The following is a 15273-nucleotide window of genomic DNA, read 5'->3' as shown; positions in this document are numbered from 1 at the left end:
CGACTACAAGCCCTTTGGCGGCACCTGCGCGCTCCGCGGCTGCGATCCGAAAAAGATGCTGGTCGGCGGGGCCGCCGCGATCGACCATGCCAGGCGCATGCAGGACAAGGGGATCGCCGGCATGCCGCTTATCGATTGGCCCGAGCTGATCGCCTTCAAGCGCAGCTTTACCGATCCCGTACCGGAAATGCACGAGGACAGTTACGCGGAAAAGGACATTGCCGCCTTCCACGGCCAGGCGCGATTTACCGGACCGAACAGCGTCGAGGTCGAGGGAACCGCGCTCGAAGGCGCCCACATCCTGATCGCCACGGGCGCAAAACCGGTGACGCTCGGAATCCCCGGCGAAAAACATTTGATCGACAATGAGGACTTTCTTGCCCTCGAATCCCTGCCGGAACGCATTGTCATGGTCGGCGGCGGCTATATCGCGGCCGAGTTCTCCAGTATCGCGGCGCGCGCCAACGCGAAAGTGACGGTGCTGCAACGCGGCGATCGGATGCTCACCCATTTTGAGCCGGAGCTGGTCGGCTGGCTGATGGAGAGTTTCGAGGCGGTCGGGATCGACGTGCGCACGGGCACGGAAGTGACGTCGATCGAGACGGCCGGAGACGGATATCGCATCACAGCTTCATCGGGCGGACAGAGCGTGACCATAGAGGCCGACTTGGTCATCCATGCCGCCGGGCGCGTCCCGAACCTCGACGGCCTCGATCTTGACGCCGCCGGGGTGGCGGTGAAGGATCGCCGCTTGCAGCTCAATAAGTATCTGCAAAGCGTCTCGAACTCGGCTGTTTATGCAGCCGGCGATGCCGCCCAGGTTGGCCCGCCGCTCACGCCAGTATCGAGTCACGACGCAAAATTGGTTGTCAGCAACATCCTTGAAGGCAACGGGCACAAGCCAGATTATCGTGGCGTCCCGCGCGTTGCGTTTACGCTTCCGCCGATCGCCGCCGTGGGCCTGAGCGAAGAAGAAGCGCAGCGGCAGGGGCTAAAATTCAGCATAAAGTCACAAAAGGCCTCGGACTGGTTCACCGCCCGGCAGACGGCCGAGCCGGTTTACGGGTTCAAGGTGATGGTCGAGGAAGGTACTGAACGGGTGCTCGGGGCGCATCTGGTCGGCCCGCACGCTGATGAAATCATCAACCTGTTCGCGCTCGCAATCCGGCACGAGCTGACTGCAACGGCGCTCAAGCAGACGATGTTCGCCTATCCGACCGGAGCCTCTGACATCGGTTACATGCTTTAGGAGCGCAGCGTTTAGCCTCGCCTTTGCGCGCGGCGCCCGGGAATAGGGTCCATCAAGGTGTAGAAGGCCAGCGGCGGCAACGTGACGACCTGTCCGTCAGGCCCTTCGAAACGGATCACGTCCGCGGCCCGATCCTGGACTTGCATGGCCGGGAACGGCGATCCGCGCCGGTGTGCTGCCGAGGAAGGTACGCCTCATGCGCGACCTGAAATCGGCGGGACCGCAAAATGGAGCGCTGCGCCAGCAATAACCCGCTTGGATCAGCTTGTGCCATAGTTCCCGCAGGTATCTACGGCGCACGCGGTCTCCGTCAGCAGCTCGTCGCTAAGCAAAAACAGATCATTCAGACGTTGATCGCTCAGGCGATAATGGACAAAACGGCCGCGCTGCTCGCCGGAGACGAGGCCGCATTCGCTGAGACACCGCAGATGGTTCGACGCGTTCGGCTGCGACAGACCCGTGATCGCGACGATCTCGCCGACAGACAACGGCCGCGTGCGCAAAGCATCAAGAATTGACAAGCGCGAGGCATCGGCCAATCCCCGGAATAGCTTCGTACGCAGAGCAAAGGTTGTATCCTTGATCCGCTCCAGCACTTCGACATTACTAGACATATCAGTCACGGATGATATATAGCCTCTCTCGAACAGGAAAGATAGCCATGACAATAACAGCATCAGCGCACGATGCCGAGACCGCACGCTACCGCGTCACCGGCATGGATTGCCCCTCCTGCGCGGCTAAGATCGAGAAGGCAGTGCGCTCGGTTGGGGTGGACGAGGTAAAGGTTTCGACTGCCACGCAGATCATGACGTTGCACGTAAGCGACCCAGCGGCCCGCCTCCCGGAGGTCGAGCGCGCTGTCAGCGGCATCGGATACCGGCTTGACCGTCTGGATGCGCCCGAAACCGACACCGAGGGCGACATTGACGATCTGCCCAAGGACCTATCGCACATTACACCGGCCTACAAACGCGCGTTGTGGATCGTGGTCGTACTCAATGTCGGCTACGGAATCATCGAGATGTTCGGTGGCTTTATTTCTGGTTCGCAGGCGCTAAAGGCCGACGCACTCGATTTCCTGGGCGACGGCCTCATTACTTTTCTTGGCATCCTCGCCATCGGGTGGAGCATCGTCTGGCGCGCCCGTTCCGCCTTAATCCAAGGCCTTTTTCTTGGGGCGCTCGGCCTTGGGGTCCTTGTGAATACGGCCTATCGCGTGCTGGTGCAGCAGCAACCCGAGGCCGAGTTGATGGGCCTGTTCGCACTGGTTGCACTCGTCGTCAATGTGGTTGCGGTTCTTCCATTGCTGCCCCACCGAACGGGCGACGCGAATGTGCGGGCGGTCTGGCTGTTTTCGCGCAACGACGCGATCGGAAACGCAGCCGTCGTCGTGGCGGCAGGCCTGGTGGCTTGGACCGGAACGGCTTGGCCGGACCTCGTCGTCGCCGCCGTGATCGCCGGCCTGTTCCTGCAGTCGTCCTGGTCGATCATCCGCGACGCCCGCAGCGATTTGCGGGAAGCTTCGTCGACACGGCGGAGCGCTCCGGCATGATATCGAGCCGCGAACCCGACCGCTCCTTCACGAACCGCGCCTTGTCGATCAGCTCGATCCGGACAACCTGTCACGGAGGAGCATGAGCACTTGGATATGGGCTGCTGTCCTGTTGGCCGCCGTCTTCGCGGCGGCGTGGGGTTCCGATCATCTGGCGGAGCCCCTTCGTAAGTTGCGCAAACAGTGGGGGCTTTCGGCGGCTGCTGGCGGCTCTCTGATTGGCATCGCCACTGCAAGCCCGGAAGTCGGTGTCAACGTTACCAGCGCCGTGCGGGGCGTGACCGATATCGGCTTGGGGGCAATGCTCGGCTCGACCGCCATCGGCATCCCCGCGCTCGTTTCCGTCGGCTATATCGCAACGCGCAAGCGCGACATTCCCGATGATCCGGGACATCAACAGCACCTGCGCGAGCACCTATTGCGTGTTGATCCGAAAGCAGCAACCGTGCAGGCTCTTCCATATCTCGGCATATTGGCGCTCGCGGCTCTCCTGATCCTTCCTGCGCCCTGGCAGGGGCTACAGCCAATTGATGGCGGGGTCCTGTTGGCCGCCTATGCCGCCTATGCCGCCCAGGCATTTTTTCGCGGCCGCGAGAAGCCCGAGCAGGTCGAGTGGTCGCGCAAGGGGATATGGATGGCGGTCGCCGGCGTTGGGGTTCTCGCACTCGGCGCCTATTTCACCGTCATCTCGACCCAAAATCTAGTGCAGGCGTTTGGCATCTCGCCGATCATCGGCGGCCTGTTCATCACTGCGCCGGTTGCCGCCCTGCCAGAGATCTTCGCGTCCTGGAAGGTGTCGCGGAGCGGCCAGATCACGCCGGCACTCACCAACATCATCGGCGATCACGCCATGACCATGACGGTCGGATTTCTGCCCTTGGCGCTTGTCGGGACGCAGATCGACAACTTCCGGCTGGTCTGGGTAAGTTTCGTCTTTGTCGCGCTTATGCCTGCGCTCTACGCGGCGTTCGTCCGCTGGGGCGGGTCCGAACCCGGCTTCCGCCGCTGGCAGGTTCTTACCCTGGTTGGCGCCTACGCTACCTATGTAGCCGTCGTTGTTGTCTGGGTGCTGGAGCTGGTCTGATGGAGATTTCCAGTATCGGAATAGCGACAGCCTTCGCCGCAGGCGTGATATCCTTTTTGTCGCCCTGCGTTCTGCCGCTAGTACCGGGCTATATATCCTATGTCGCGGGGCGCACGATCAGCGCCGACGGGGTTCCGGCCCATTCCGGAATAACGGCGGCGAGCCGAACCCTCGGCCTCAGCCTCTGCTTCGTTCTCGGCTTCTCGACCGTGTTCGTCTTGCTCGGGGCCAGTGCGACCGCGTTGGGCGGACTCCTGCGCACGCATCTTTACGAAGCAAACCTGATCGGCGGTGTGATCGTCGTCATCTTCGGCTTGTTCACAACCGGCCTTGTACCGATGCCTTGGCTCGATCGTGACGTGCGGTTCCATTCCAGTCCGAACAGCGGCGGCGCTTGGTCTGCCTACTTGCTCGGTCTCGCTTTCGCGTTCGGCTGGACCCCATGCATCGGACCTGTGCTGGGCTCGATCCTGGCCCTATCCGCCGCCAACGCCACGGTTGCAAGCGGAACGGCACTGTTGGCCGTATACTCGCTGGGCCTTGGCCTGCCCTTTATCCTGGCCGCTCTGTTCATGCGCGGATTCATGACACGGATGTTGTCAATGCGCCGAACTGGCCGGGTGCTCAAAATCGTCGCTGGCGGGGTGATGGTGGTCATGGGTATCGCCATGATTACCGGCCATCTCTCCAGCTTTGCAATTTGGCTCCTCCAGACGTTCCCGGCCCTCGGCCGAATCGGCTGAGCCGTAATTTTTAAGGGACTATGCGATATGCTCAGGCTCGGCCTTCCAATCGCCCTTGGCGGATTTCTCCTTGATCAGGCGACGAAATGGTTGGTCCTGAACCATGTCATGAACCCACCTCAGGTCATCCCTGTCACCGACTTCTTCAATCTCGTGCTCGGCTTTAACACCGGCGTGAGCTTCGGATTGTTCGGCGAGGCTCCGGCTTGGATCCTGATGGCGTTCACGCTTGCCATAGTCGCGGGACTCCTGGGCTGGATCAAGCGAACCGACAACCGTCTCACGGCCGCCGCCCTCGGGCTTATCGTCGGGGGCGCGCTGGGCAATCTGCTCGACCGGCTGCGGCAGGGCGCCGTGACGGATTTTCTGGATTTCTACATTGGCAGCTATCATTGGCCAGCCTTCAATCTTGCCGACGTGGCGATCGTATGCGGGGCGGGGCTCTTGCTCATCGAGAGCGTCATAGCCAGAGATGACACGAAAGCCCGTAGCGCCTGAACCAGTGCCTGCCCGACGAAGGACGCTTCAATGCCTCAGATCCCCCGCACCGCAACGCCGGACGCCACTCTGGCCCTGATCAATGATCCGTATCGGTTCATATCGAAGCGATGTCGGAAGTATGGGGCAGACCTATTCGAAACACGGCTGATGCTGCAAAAGGCGACCTGCATGACCGGGCCGGAAGCGGCTCGGCTCTTCTACGACAACGACCGGTTCATGCGGCGTGGCGCCATGGTCGGGCGGATTCAAAAGACGCTGCTCGGACAGGGAGGCGTGCAGGGCCTGGACGACGAGGCTCACAAACACCGCAAGCGGATGTTCATGTCGCTGATGAGCGCTGAGCAGCTCGCTCGGCTGGTGGCGGGAACCGCCGAAGAGTGGCAGACCTACGCTCGCGCCTGGACGCTAAAGGACGAAGTGGTTCTATATCACGAGTTGCACGGCCTTCTCATGCGCGCTGCCTGCGCCTGGGCCGGTGTGTCGCTCGCGGACTCAGAAGTCGCGCAGCGAACGCGAGAGATCACCGCGCTATTCGATTATGCCGGATCTATTGGGCCGAAACACTGGTGGGCTCGCTTGGCCCGCAAGAGGAGCAACCGCTGGATCGAGACCATCATCGATCAGATTCGAAGCGGCCGGTTATGCCCCGCCGAACAATCCGCTGCCCATGTTATTGCATGGCACCGGGATCTGAACGGTGAGTTGCTGCCGCCTCACTTCGCTGCTGTGGAAGTGCTAAACGTGATCAGACCGATTGTGGCCGTCAGCGTCTACATCACGTTTGTAGCGCACGCCCTGCATCAATATCCTGAGTGTCGGCGCAAGCTCCAGGCCGGCGATGATGAGAGCTACACTGAACTCTTTGCCCAGGAGGTCCGCCGGTTCTATCCTTTCTTTCCTGCTGTCGCGGCACGGGTGCGCCGTGACTTTGAATGGCAGGGGTATCACTTCCCCCAGGGACGCCGCGTTCTCCTCGACCTTTACGGCACAAACCATGATGCGCGCTCATGGGAAACACCCGAAACGTTTCGGCCAGAACGGTTTGGTGATTGGGACAGGAGCCCCTTCAACTTCGTCCCTCAAGGTGGCGGCGATCACCATATGCATCACCGATGCCCAGGTGAGTGGATCACGATCGAGCTGATGAAGCAGGCTTCGGAGGTTCTATCCAGAAGCATACGGTATGATGTGCCGGAGCAGGATCTGCGGATCGACTATTCGAGGTTACCTGCTCTGCCGCGCAGCCGCTTCATCATCAAAAACGTTGGGCAGACTTCGACCCGCATTCCTGCTGCGTCGCCAAGCTGACGCCGTGCGTTCAACGGCAAATTTGGCTGGATGCATTGCCGGCGGCGTCCGGCAGCAATAAGCGAGAATGGACATCAAAATTGTTCTCCGCTCGCCGCGACACAAGCTCGACGAGCTGCCGGTTGCCAAAATTGAATAATCATAGCATCTTGCGTATTATGTTTAAAATCAATGGCTTAGTTCCATAATGTTAATTATGCGAACAACCTTTTATTACTATTCACTAAAACCGAACGCTCTGCTGAGGCAAGAATGTAGATCCGCCGATCAAACCGGGCGGCCGATATAAGGGCTCCGTGGAAGTATATAAGGGCCAGCCACCTGCTTCGCCCTTTATGGACGCGGAAGATGTCGAACGACCTGCCAAATGCAATCGATCAAGACATGGATAGTCGGCAAAGCTGCATGGGCCTCCGATCATTTTGGTGACAGGGTTTCAATGATCCGGCAATCGGCGACCACGCCGCAGCCACACTGGTCAATCATTCGGTCGAGTTCCGTCTTGAGCGCCATCAGATCAGAGATCTTCTTTTCGACCTCTGCACGATGTTTACTCGCGATGGCGTCAACTGCCGCACACGATTGTCCGCGATTGTCGGAGAGCGCGAGAAGCGCTCTGATCTGGTCGAGCGAGAAGCCCAGGTCACGTGCCCGGCGGATAAAGCTCAGCCGGTTCAGATGGTCTGGCTCGTACGCCCGATAATTGCCTTCGGTACGCGAGGGCTCGGGCAGTAGACCGTTCTTCTCGTAAAAGCGGATCGTTTCGACCTTGGTACCGGTTTGCCTTGCAAGATGACCGATCGTCAGAATTGAAGAGTTCATTTTATGACCCTGTAGCGTATACAGGGTCATATAGTTCACTTTGGACGTTTGTCGATCTCGATGACTCACCTATTGCGCCGCTCTGGCGCTCTCCACCTCTACACGCACCAGGTCGTGGGGTTGCTGCGGTCCGAAGGATTCCAGCGGCCTGCCATTCACGAAAAAGGTCTGTGTCTGGCGAACATTATTGCTCTGAACATCGACCATATCCTGCTCAAGAACGGCGTCGATCTCGGCCGAGGACATCTCGCGCCGTGCCTGTTCGACATCAAGCCCCGCCGTCGCTGCGATCTCCCAGGCTTTCGCAAGGTCGGGTGCACCATGCACGGCCCATTCCGGCTGTCGCGCTAGCAAGGCTTCCAGTACCGGTTCGTAGCGGTCCTGAAGACTGACCGTTTCCAGAATCCTGACGGCTTCTTCCGATCCCTCATGGAAGGGCGTGTATCAGATGACAAGGCGCGTCTGGTCAGGAAAATTCGCCATGATCTGCTTAACGGCTGGATAGAAGGCTTGGCACGCCTCGCAGGACGGATCGAAGAATTCCACGATCGTCACCGGCGCATCCTCTGGGCCGATGATCGGTGAATGCGCCCTGACCAGCGCATCACCTTGCGCCGCTGCAACGGGCTGTGCCGAGGTGCCGCCGTACCGGTCGTAGAGAATGGCACCGCCGGCAATGAAGCTGTGCGGCGAATTTGCACGTGGATCGCCGCGCGAAATCTAATAAACGAAGTCGGCTCTTGACCCTGTAGTTGCTACAGGGTCTATCTGCGGTGTCACATTAAACTATCGAGGTGACACCATGGCGGCAGCGAGCCCTTACAGACTGCGTATAGAAGGCATGGACTGCGCCTCGTGCGCATTGAAAATCGAGACGGCGATGCAACGCCTGCCGGGCGTTAGCGACATCAATGTCAGCTACGCCAACGAGACGCTAGCATTGCAACTCGATGAAGACCGGACGGCCCTCGGCACTATTGAGCAAAAGATCCGAGCGCTCGGCTACACGCCAGTGATCGAGCAGGCTGAGACGAAGGCGGGTCCGCCTCGGAAGCGCATCACAGAGGCGTGGTGGAAAGGCAGCAAGGGTCGGCTTGTACTGCTGACCGGCGCACTGTTCATGCTTGCCTTCGCCCTTGCGCGTATCTTGCCGGATTGGGAGCAATGGCTCTATTCAGGTGCGGCCCTGATTAGCGTTATCCCGTTCGCGAGGCGGGCGGTCGCCGGCGCGATGTCCGGCTCGCCCTTTACTATCGAAACGTTGATGACAGTCGCGGCACTCGGCGCGGTCGCCATTGGCGAGGCCGAAGAAGCTGCTGTCGTGATCTTTCTGTTCGCAGTGGGCGAACTGCTTGAAACCGTGGCGGCAGGCCGTGCGCGGGCAGGCATTGAAGCGCTGATCGATCTCGTGCCCCGGGTCGCGTTCCGCGAGCGTGATGGTGTCATTGAGCAGGTCGCTGCCGAAGAGTTGGCCATTGGTGATGTCGTCGTTGTTCGGCCTGGGGACCGTGTGCCGTCTGACGGCACGGTGATTGATGGTGCATCTGAGGTCGATGAGGCGCCCGTGACAGGCGAATCCATGCCCGTGCTGAAAGAAGCCGGCGCAAACGTCTATGCCGGCAGCATCAATGCAAATGGCGAGTTGCGGGTGTCGATCAGCCATGTCGCGGCCGACAATACCATTGCCCGCATCATCCACATGGTCGAGGAAGCTCAGGAATCAAAGGCCCCGACGGCGCGTATGATCGACCGTTTCAGCCGCTGGTATACGCCGGGCGCTATGGTCGTCGCGGCTCTGATCGTTGTGGTGCCGCCGCTCGCCTTCGGCGGTGACTGGATGACATGGGTATATCGGGGTCTTGCGACGTTGCTGATTGCTTGTCCCTGCGCGCTCGTGATTTCCACGCCGGCGGCTATTGCCTCGGGTCTTGCCGCCGGCGCGCGTCAGGGATTGCTGATCAAGGGGGGCGCGGCACTGGAAATACTCGGTAAGGTCGAAACTGTTGCCTTCGACAAGACAGGAACGCTGACGCGTGGCCATCCCCAGGTGACGGACATTGTGCCGATCAATGGGGACGAGAACTCCGTCCTTGCCATTGCAGCGGCCGTCGAGCGCAGCACCAGCCATCCTCTCGGGGTTGCAATCGTGGAGGCGGCAAAGGTGCGGGGGCTCGAACTGCCCGTCACCTTCGGGGGCGGCGTTGCTACACCCGGCAAAGCGGTCACAGCGCGGTTGAAGGACGGCTTCGCTTCGGTCGGGTCTCCCCGTCATGCCGCCGAACAGGCTGCCCTCGAAGAGAATATCGCCGAGACGATCACCACACTGGAGAGCCAGGGCAAGACGGTCGTCGTGCTTATAAAGGGCAAGACCATCGAGGGATTGATCGCGTTGCGCGACGAACCGCGCGACGACGCTATCGAAGGTGTGAAGCGACTGACAGATCGAGGTGTGCGGCCACTGATGCTGACCGGCGACAACAAGCGCACGGCCGACGCCATTGCGGCCCATCTTGGCCTTGAGGCAAGCGCCGAATTGTTGCCCGACGCCAAGCTCGCCGAGATCGGTCGCCTCAAAGCTAATGGCCCGATCGCCATGGTGGGAGACGGTATCAATGACGCGCCGGCGCTCGCAGCCGCTTCCGTTGGCGTTGCCATGGGTGCAGGCACCGACGTTGCTCTGGAGACCGCCGATGCCGCGCTGCTCAGAAACCGGGTGACGGGTGTTGCCGATCTCATCGGGTTGTCACAGGCGACACTCGGCAATATTTGGCAAAATATCGCCATAGCGCTTGGTCTGAAGGCCGTCTTCCTCGTGACGACTCTATTCGGCATTACCACGCTCTGGATGGCGATCCTCGCCGATACGGGCGCTACGGTCCTCGTTACGGCCAATGCGCTGCGCCTGCTGACCTGGCGCGGCACCCGCGACAAATGAGCCCAAGCAGTGCGCGAAGGCAGGTCGCGGCTTCCACTTCTCGCCAAGAAAGCCGAGGTGTAATTTATGAGTAATCAGTCCAAGGGCAGTGCCACTTCATCCGAGAAGAGCGAACAATGGGCGCTCGCATGGGTGCTTGCGATCAATACGGCCCAGGCAGCCATTGTGGGGGGATTAGGGTGGTGGGCTCAGTCAACAGGATTGATGGGCTCTGCACTCGATAATCTTGGCGATGCCGGTGTCTACGCTATTAGCCTTTTCGTCGTAGGTCGCGGTTTGGCGGCGAAGGTTCGAGTTGCCCGGCTGTCGGGTATCCTTCTGATGGTTTTCGCTGGTCTTCTTCTATTTGAAGTCGGTCGTCGCTTCTTCACTGGCTCCGATCCGATAGGGCCGGTCATGATTGCCGTGGCAATCGCGAGCGCGCTTACGAATATGATCTGCATGTGGTTCCTGAATTCTCATCGGGAAGGCGGCGTGCATCTGCAAGCCTCATGGATTTTCACGACAAACGACATGCTCGTGAACTCAGCCATCGCGCTTTCGGGTCTGGCCGTAATCCTTTTCAATTCGCCCTACCCGGATCTGATCATCGGCCTGGGCGTGGTTGTTGTCGTTGTCAGAAGCGGCTTGGAAATTCTTGAAAAGGCCGGGGAAGCTGGAGAGAAAGTTAATCAACATGATTAGTTCACGAGCCCTATCCGCCGCCTTCCTTACCCTTGCGGTATTGATCTCTCCTGCCGTTGGTCACGACTTCCAAGCCGGTTCGATCACCATCAATCATCCGTGGTCGCGCGCGACTCCGCCGGTCGCGCCGGTAGCCGGCGGCTATCTGACGCTAACGAACGATGGCGGTATGGCCGACCGTCTGGTTTCGATCTCATCACCTCTGTCAGAACGGGCGGAAATCCACGAGTCGACCGTGATCGACGGGGTTGCCAGCATGAGGCCGGTGCAAAATGGCATCGAAATTGGGGCTGGCAAGACGGTCGAACTTCAACCTGGCGGTATACACATCATGTTTTTGAAGCCATCGCGTCCTTTGAAGGAAGGGGAGCGGTTTGCCGCAACACTGGTGTTCGAGCAGGCCGGTACCATCGACGTTGAGTTCGCTGTGCAGAACATGGGTGCTCGTCCGGAATTTGCGAACGAACATGACGGGCACGGAGAGGCTGTCCAATGAGCGGCGTCAAACTTTTCCGTCTTGTTGCATGGGTTGCCGTCGCCGCTGTCGGTGGGCTTTTCATCGGCTTGTCAGTGTCCAAGCCTTGGCAGCAGCAAAATGCGGCGGTCGCGTCTTCGACAGGCATCGCAGCTATCGGCGGCCCGTTCCAGCTCACATCGCATCAAGGCGGGACGATCGACAATGCCGCGCTTGCTGGAAAGCCTTATCTCGCCTTCTTCGGCTTCACCCATTGTCCCGATGTGTGTCCGACGACGCTCTACGAACTCAGCGATCTCATGAACGAGCTCGGGCCGGTGGCCGACCAGTTCAACGTACTGTTCTTCACCGTCGATCCCGAACGAGACAGCCAAGAGCTGCTGGCTCAATACATGACAGCCTTTGATGATCGCATCCTCGCATTGCGGGGAAATCGACAGGAAACGGACGCCGTGGTGAAGGCCTTTGCGGCCTACGCGCGAAAAGTGCCTCTGGAGGGGGGCGAATACACGATGGATCACACCGCAGGCGTCTACATGATGGATGCCGAGAGCCAATTCGTCGGCACGCTCGACATGCACGAGCCGCGTGAGATTCGCTTGCAGAAGCTCCGCCGTCTAGTGGGCGAGATTGGCTGATGGAGTTCTCCAGTATCGGAATGGCGACGGCTTTCGCCGCTGGCGTTATATCCTTCCTGTCGCCCTGCGTTCTGCCGCTGGTGCCGGGCTATATTTCCTACGTTGCAGGCCGCACGATTAGCCCGGACGGAATTGCGGCCGATACAGAATTCAGGGCAGCGGGCCGAACTCTCGGCCTCAGCCTCTGCTTCGTGCTCGGCTTCACGACCGTGTTTGTCATCCTTGGGGCCAGCGCCACCGTGTTGAGCCGGCTCTTGCGCATGTATCTTTTCGAAGCGAACCTGATTGGCGGAGGGATCGTTATCGTCTTCGGCCTATTCACGACCGGCCTCGTACCAATGCCCTGGCTCAATCGTGAAGCCCGGTTCCATGCCAATCCGGGCAGCGGAAGCGCTGGGGCCGCTTATCTCCTGGGTCTCGCTTTTGCGTTCGGCTGGACTCCCTGCATCGGACCAGTGCTAGGTGCGATTCTGACCCTCTCCGCTGCCAACGCCACGGTTGCAAGCGGAACGACGCTGCTCGCCGTCTATTCCCTGGGCCTTGGCCTCCCTTTCATCTTGGCGGCTTTATTCATGCGCGGGTTCATGGCGCGGATGATGTCGATGCGCCGCACCGGCCGGGTGCTCAAAATCGTCGCTGGTGGGGTGATGGTGGTGATGGGCATCGCCATGATCACCGGCCATCTCTCTAGCTTTGCAATATGGCTGCTCCAGACGTTCCCGGCCCTCGGTCGGATCGGCTAAGCCGGAGTTTAAAGGAAATACGGACATGCTCAGGCTCGGCCTTCCCTTCGCCCTTGGCGGATTCCTCCTTGATCAGGCGACGAAATGGTGGGTCCTGAACCATGTCATGAATCCACCTCAGGTCATCCCCGTCACCGGCTTCTTTAATCTCGTGCTCGGCTTTAACACCGGCGTAAGCTTCGGATTGTTCGGCCAGGCTCCGGCTTGGATACTGATGGTGTTCACGTTCGCCATAGTCGCGGGACTCCTTGTTTGGATCAAGCGAACCGACAACAGACTTACGGCATCCGCCCTCGGGCTCATCGTCGGGGGTGCGCTCGGCAATCTGCTCGACCGGCTGCGGCAGGGTGCCGTGACGGATTTCCTAGATTTTTACATTGGCAGCTATCATTGGCCCGCCTTCAACCTTGCCGACGTGGCGATTGTCTGCGGGGTAGGCCTTTTGCTCGTGGAGAACGTTCTGGCTACAGGCAAAACAAAAGCTCGAAATGCATGAACAGAAGTCCTCGCCAGCTATCCGTGAGCCATGGTCCGGAGGAAATAGACGTTCTGGTGATCGGCGCGGGGCAAGCGGGACTTGCGGCCGGCCATTATCTTGCCAGAACAGAGCTTTCATTCCTGATCGTTGATCGCCATGCCCGCATCGGCGACGGTTGGCGCCGTCGCTACGATTCCCTGACGCTGTTCACCCCGCGCGCATTTAGTTCGCTGCCCGGCCTTGCGCTCGATGGGAACCCGGAAAGCTATCCAACGCGAGATGAGTTTGCGGACTATCTCGAAGCCTACGCCAGCCATTTCGACCTTGGGGTGCGACCCGGAAATGGCGTGGCTCGGCTCGAACGCCGTCCTGACGAGCGGTTCGCCGCGCAACTCGATGATGGTAGGCACATAGTCGCCAAGGCCGTGATCGTCGCTACGGGTGCGTTTCAGAAACCAATAGTTCCGACGATTGCTGCCGGCTTCGACAGCGCGGTCACGCAACTGACAGCGGAAAGTTATCACAATCCCGGCGATCTCCCGCCTGGCACGGCCCTTGTCGTCGGAGATGGAGCAAGCGGACGCGACATTGCAGCCGAGCTGGCTGTGACCCATGAAGTGGTGCTTGCGGTTGGACGCAGCCGCCGGCTGTTTCCGGAGCGCATTCTGGGCAAGAGCACATGGTGGTGGCTACGCACACTTGGCTTGATGAGAGCAAGACCCGGCTCGGCGATAGGACGTCTGATGCGGCGCGCCGACCCATTTCCTGACAGGGGTCTCAGCCTTGGCAATGTGGAACAAATGGGCGTAGCCGTTTTACCACGATTAGTTTCAGCACACGATCGAGCCGCATCCTTCATCAATGGATCGAAACGGCTGGTCGACTCCGTCATCTGGTGCATTGGATATCGAGACGACAGCACATGGCTCCAGATTCCGGACACTACCCATTCCAACGGAAACTTTCTGCAAGTAGGCGGGCTATCTCCAGTACCAGGCCTTTTTCACCTAGGTCGCCCATGGCAGCGGAATCGTGCTTCAGCCCTCGTGATGGGCGCTGGTGAAGATGCTTCCACGGTTGTCGCCGCATGTGTGAAATTCTGCTTCGGCCGCGACGTGCCGCTGTGATATGTCGCGGGTGACGTCGGCCACCTGCAGCGTCTGGTTTCAGGAGCAATGACCTGCCCCACGGACGTCCCGGATGAGGTCGACTGCGGAACGTCAGCTTTTCCGTTCCCTTCCAAAGTCGGACAAGCGGCAAACGGCCTGATTTCATCGGTGCCTTCGGCACTACCTGCCAGACTGGGGCCGATTGGCGAACTATGGAAAAATACGCAAACGTGAGGGCCTTCTAAGCCCTTGATCGTGATAAAGAATTCCGGCTCTCGTCAAATCTTGACCTGCGGACAGGTCGTGGGGAGGTCAAGAGTCGGCGCGCTTAGTCGCGTCGAGCTTCTTGCTGACCTGCACCGGCACGTGCTTGTGCGCGGAGACGCCAACGACATCGAAAAGGTCGAAGGTCCGCTCGTATGCGATCTCATCCACGATCAGCGCCAGGATTTTCAATTCATTCCCGGCACCGCGTGGCACCAGCGCCGGCTTGTCTGAGAAACCGAATGTCGTCCAGAAGTCGTCATCGCGCTGCTGCATGCGCGCGACATAGCCGCGGGGCAAATTGCCGTATCGATCAAGCTTCGCATGAGGACCTGGGACAAGGAGCCCCTGTTTCGTCGTCGCATGGTCACCCGCGCGGCGCACATTACCATCGATCTGATAGCCAAGATAGGCTGCCTGGAGAGGTTGGATGTTGATGACGATATCAGGATCGCGCCCGGGCACCGGCGTGGCCGGCAGGATGCCAAATGCATTGAGCGTGAAAGGATTCGGGCTGTCCAGGTCGCGTCCGAGTTCATCGATCGGATCAAGCTTCACTAGTTCGGCAGCCGCATTCAATCCCGCGGCGAGCGCAGGGCGCACGGTCTTGTCGAGATAGCTGTCTACCTCGGTTTCGAAGCTCTCAATGTCAAATTCGAAGTCGATTTCCATGCGCGCAGTCGAC

16 protein-coding genes and 1 pseudogene are annotated in these 15273 nt (G+C 59.8%); 13 read left to right on the top strand and 4 right to left on the bottom strand.

Annotated features, from left to right (window positions below; all coding sequences use genetic code 11):
- A partial coding sequence (locus IE127_RS06875; RefSeq protein ID WP_244639965.1) for a dihydrolipoyl dehydrogenase family protein occupies window positions 1–1249 on the top strand: 1249 nt, incomplete at its 5' end.
- A 260-nt stretch (window positions 1250–1509) separates the two neighbouring features.
- Here the strand turns inward: IE127_RS06875 and IE127_RS06870 are convergent.
- Complete coding sequence (locus IE127_RS06870; RefSeq protein ID WP_373297289.1) at window positions 1510–1845, bottom strand: ArsR/SmtB family transcription factor; 336 nt, start codon at window positions 1843–1845, stop codon at window positions 1510–1512.
- Between the two features lie 65 nt (window positions 1846–1910).
- On the opposite strand from IE127_RS06870, the gene IE127_RS06865 reads away from it, so the two are divergent.
- The 5 genes from IE127_RS06865 to IE127_RS06845 all read left to right on the top strand — a co-directional run bounded on the left by IE127_RS06865 (window position 1911) and on the right by IE127_RS06845 (window position 6440).
- On the top strand, window positions 1911–2804 hold the full coding sequence (locus IE127_RS06865; RefSeq protein WP_152007137.1) for a cation efflux transmembrane domain-containing protein: 894 nt from the start codon (window positions 1911–1913) through the stop codon (window positions 2802–2804).
- An 82-nt stretch (window positions 2805–2886) separates the two neighbouring features.
- Window positions 2887–3888 (top strand): sodium:calcium antiporter, encoded by a 1002-nt coding sequence (locus IE127_RS06860; RefSeq protein WP_152007138.1) that lies wholly within the window; start codon window positions 2887–2889, stop codon window positions 3886–3888.
- A complete protein-coding gene (locus IE127_RS06855; RefSeq protein WP_152007139.1) occupies window positions 3888–4631 on the top strand; it encodes a cytochrome c biogenesis CcdA family protein in 744 nt (247 codons plus the stop codon). The genes IE127_RS06860 and IE127_RS06855 overlap by 1 nt, the downstream gene beginning before the upstream one ends.
- Window positions 4632–4739: 108 nt before the next feature.
- Window positions 4740–5129: a signal peptidase II gene (gene lspA / locus IE127_RS06850; protein ID WP_444542490.1), complete on the top strand. Its 390-nt coding sequence runs from the start codon at window positions 4740–4742 to the stop codon at window positions 5127–5129.
- A 30-nt stretch (window positions 5130–5159) separates the two neighbouring features.
- Window positions 5160–6440, top strand: coding sequence for a cytochrome P450 (locus IE127_RS06845; protein WP_189424532.1), 1281 nt, complete (start codon window positions 5160–5162; stop codon window positions 6438–6440).
- A 417-nt stretch (window positions 6441–6857) separates the two neighbouring features.
- On the opposite strand, the gene IE127_RS06840 is transcribed toward IE127_RS06845, so the two are convergent.
- Together IE127_RS06840 and IE127_RS06835 are read right to left on the bottom strand one after the other, a co-directional pair.
- On the bottom strand, window positions 6858–7262 hold the full coding sequence (locus IE127_RS06840; protein ID WP_189424530.1) for a MerR family transcriptional regulator: 405 nt from the start codon (window positions 7260–7262) through the stop codon (window positions 6858–6860).
- 69 nt (window positions 7263–7331) lie between these two features.
- A pseudogene (locus tag IE127_RS06835) lies at window positions 7332–7838 on the bottom strand (DsbA family protein).
- Between the two features lie 226 nt (window positions 7839–8064).
- Here IE127_RS06835 and IE127_RS06830 point away from each other — a divergent pair.
- The 7 genes from IE127_RS06830 to IE127_RS06800 all read left to right on the top strand — a co-directional run bounded on the left by IE127_RS06830 (window position 8065) and on the right by IE127_RS06800 (window position 14342).
- On the top strand, window positions 8065–10197 hold the full coding sequence (locus IE127_RS06830) for a heavy metal translocating P-type ATPase (protein ID WP_189424528.1): 2133 nt from the start codon (window positions 8065–8067) through the stop codon (window positions 10195–10197).
- A 66-nt stretch (window positions 10198–10263) separates the two neighbouring features.
- Window positions 10264–10881 carry a cation efflux transmembrane domain-containing protein gene (locus tag IE127_RS06825; RefSeq protein ID WP_018065776.1) on the top strand — a complete coding sequence of 206 codons (618 nt, stop codon included), beginning with the start codon at window positions 10264–10266 and terminating at the stop codon, window positions 10879–10881.
- Window positions 10874–11377, top strand: a complete 504-nt coding sequence (locus tag IE127_RS06820) for a copper chaperone PCu(A)C (protein ID WP_009452628.1) — start codon at window positions 10874–10876, stop codon at window positions 11375–11377. The genes IE127_RS06825 and IE127_RS06820 overlap by 8 nt, the downstream gene beginning before the upstream one ends.
- Entirely contained in the window at window positions 11374–11994 is a 621-nt protein-coding gene (locus IE127_RS06815) for an SCO family protein (protein ID WP_009452629.1), read from the top strand. The genes IE127_RS06820 and IE127_RS06815 overlap by 4 nt, the downstream gene beginning before the upstream one ends.
- Window positions 11994–12737 carry a cytochrome c biogenesis CcdA family protein gene (locus IE127_RS06810; RefSeq protein WP_009452630.1) on the top strand — a complete coding sequence of 248 codons (744 nt, stop codon included), beginning with the start codon at window positions 11994–11996 and terminating at the stop codon, window positions 12735–12737. Before IE127_RS06815 ends, IE127_RS06810 begins: the two co-directional genes overlap by 1 nt.
- Before the next feature lie 25 nt (window positions 12738–12762).
- Complete coding sequence (gene lspA / locus IE127_RS06805) at window positions 12763–13233, top strand: signal peptidase II (RefSeq protein ID WP_189424526.1); 471 nt, start codon at window positions 12763–12765, stop codon at window positions 13231–13233.
- On the top strand, window positions 13230–14342 hold the full coding sequence (locus tag IE127_RS06800; RefSeq protein ID WP_189424524.1) for a flavin-containing monooxygenase: 1113 nt from the start codon (window positions 13230–13232) through the stop codon (window positions 14340–14342). The genes lspA (IE127_RS06805) and IE127_RS06800 overlap by 4 nt, the downstream gene beginning before the upstream one ends.
- Before the next feature lie 294 nt (window positions 14343–14636).
- Here the strand turns inward: IE127_RS06800 and IE127_RS06795 are convergent, their stop codons facing one another.
- The gene (locus IE127_RS06795; RefSeq protein ID WP_189424522.1) at window positions 14637–15191 is read right to left on the bottom strand and encodes a hypothetical protein; all 555 of its coding nucleotides are present in this window, start codon (window positions 15189–15191) and stop codon (window positions 14637–14639) included.
- Between the last annotated feature and the right edge of the window lie 82 nt (window positions 15192–15273).

Origin of the sequence: Devosia pacifica (assembly GCF_014652635.1) — a bacterium.
GTDB classification, from domain to species: Bacteria; Pseudomonadota; Alphaproteobacteria; order Rhizobiales; family Devosiaceae; genus Devosia; species Devosia pacifica.
The sequence above is the reverse complement of the archived record's forward strand: the minus strand, read 5'-3'. Positions and strand labels throughout refer to the sequence as shown.